Below are 1,798 nucleotides of genomic sequence, written 5' to 3'. Positions count from 1 at the left end.
GGATATCTTTGGAAAAGAGGAGTTTAATAATTCAAATGCAGGAATAGGAATTTCCCACAGATCAGGAATTCAAGGAGTTATAAAAGATGTAAGAGGAGGGTCTAATTTTGCGACATTGTTTTTGGAGTTTGAAATTTAGAAATAATAAAATTCTAATTAATAAAACTTGAAATCTCTGTAAAACAATTTTATAATTAGTATCAGCTATATTTACTTTATAAAAAGGAGAAAAATTTATGGATAAAATTAGTGTGTGCCCAGTTTGCGGAAATGAAACTACCAAGGACAGTCTCACTGGAAAATATCACTGTGACAAATGTAAAAAAACCTTTAAAAAAGCAGCCTTATGTGACAAATGCGGAAAAGAAGTGGAGATTCTGGCAGCATGCGGGTCTACTCAGTTTTTTTGCAACCACTGTAACGAATTAAAATCAAAGAAAACACTTGAATTTTTTCTGAAAGAACAATAAAAATCCAGATTATATAATCTGGATTTTTTGTTTAAAAGTTTTTATTATTTTTTGTGTAGTTCTATTCTTCTAAAGATTCTCGATATTTCATCAATATTTTTACCGCTACCTATAAAAACAACCTTGCCTGAACAGTTTACAATTGTATACTGCTCTCTGACCGGGTCATAATATACGTGTCCACTTTTTTTGACTCCTAGTTTTGACATCCCTTCTTTTTCTAAAGATGAGTTTATCATAGCGAGAAATCTCCCTTCAAAGGGCTTTTGAATCCCGTCCTGCAATATTGCCCATGTGTCGCCTAGCCATACCTCTATCTGAATATCATTTGCAGAAACATTAGATTTTCCAAATTTTGACTTGAGTTTTTTTATGCTGTAAATTTCCCTTACCTTTGAAGAAGGGGAAACTTTAATAATTTTTGGAATTAAAAGTGAAATAATATTTTTCATACCCATCCCCCCCTCTTTATCTGACAAAATTATATACTCTGATATAGCATACCTTCTTTTTTTTATTTTTAATTTTTTATATAGGATTATTCTGTACCTCGTAGAATAGTATATATAGAATTTCTTTATTAAAGGAGGTTGACAATGAGAAAAATTTTATCGTTTATAGGCGCCTTGTTTTTGATTTTAGTATTAGTATTTTTATTTATGAGTTTCGGTATGAGAAAGGCGTTTAATGGTGGACATGGTTATTTTGGAGACAGAATGATGAAGTCTGGATACAGTAGCAATATGATGATGTATAATTTTGGAGATGGCCAGTACAGAGATGGATATATGCATATGCAGAGATTCCAGCGGCTTACAGCTGAGGAAGGAGAGCTGTACCTAAAAATCAGAGAGGAAAGCTTTAAAGTATACAGCAAATACGGAATAGATATAAACAGAAAACAGCTCGAACTGGAAGCGGAGCTTCTGAAAGAAAACCCTGACTGGAGCAAAGTGGAAAATCTCAATGAAGAGATAGGATCACTAGAGGCCAAGGTCAAAACCGAAATAATGAAAATAAATCATAAAAATACCAAAAGATAAATGATATTTTTAAATATCAACTGAAAAATAGCACCGAGAGGCTGGAAACTCTTTTTAGAGGTTTCAGCCTTTTATATTTTCAGAAAAAATAGTGATCAAACTTAGTCATATGTCGTTCCAAATATATCTTTTGTTTGCATTTATCATGAATAAATACTATAAATTATATAGGACGTTTAAAATTGTTCTGGAAAATAGTTGTTCAATTAATCAAAATATGATTTGGAGGAAATGATAATGGAAATAAATATTTTTATTGATCTTCTTTTTAAAAAATCAAAAGAG

At 31.1% G+C, this 1,798-nt stretch carries 3 protein-coding genes; 2 read left to right on the top strand and 1 reads right to left on the bottom strand.

The genetic code is table 11. The features are described from left to right. Positions 1–236 precede the first annotated feature (236 nt). Positions 237–470, top strand: coding sequence for a zinc ribbon domain-containing protein (locus tag ABZA26_RS14265; RefSeq protein ID WP_372715158.1), 234 nt, complete (start codon positions 237–239; stop codon positions 468–470). Between the two features lie 44 nt (positions 471–514). On the opposite strand, the gene ABZA26_RS14260 is transcribed toward ABZA26_RS14265, so the two are convergent. Next, complete coding sequence (locus ABZA26_RS14260) at positions 515–922, bottom strand: hypothetical protein (protein ID WP_372715157.1); 408 nt, start codon at positions 920–922, stop codon at positions 515–517. 144 nt (positions 923–1,066) lie between these two features. Here ABZA26_RS14260 and ABZA26_RS14255 point away from each other — a divergent pair, with 144 nt between their 5' ends. After that, complete coding sequence (locus ABZA26_RS14255; protein ID WP_372715156.1) at positions 1,067–1,513, top strand: hypothetical protein; 447 nt, start codon at positions 1,067–1,069, stop codon at positions 1,511–1,513. The last annotated feature ends 285 nt before the right edge of the window (positions 1,514–1,798 follow it).

The organism is Ilyobacter sp., assembly GCF_041583315.1.
In the GTDB taxonomy this organism is placed as follows: Bacteria; Fusobacteriota; Fusobacteriia; order Fusobacteriales; family Fusobacteriaceae; genus Ilyobacter.
The sequence above is the reverse complement of the archived record's forward strand: the minus strand, read 5'-3'. Positions and strand labels throughout refer to the sequence as shown.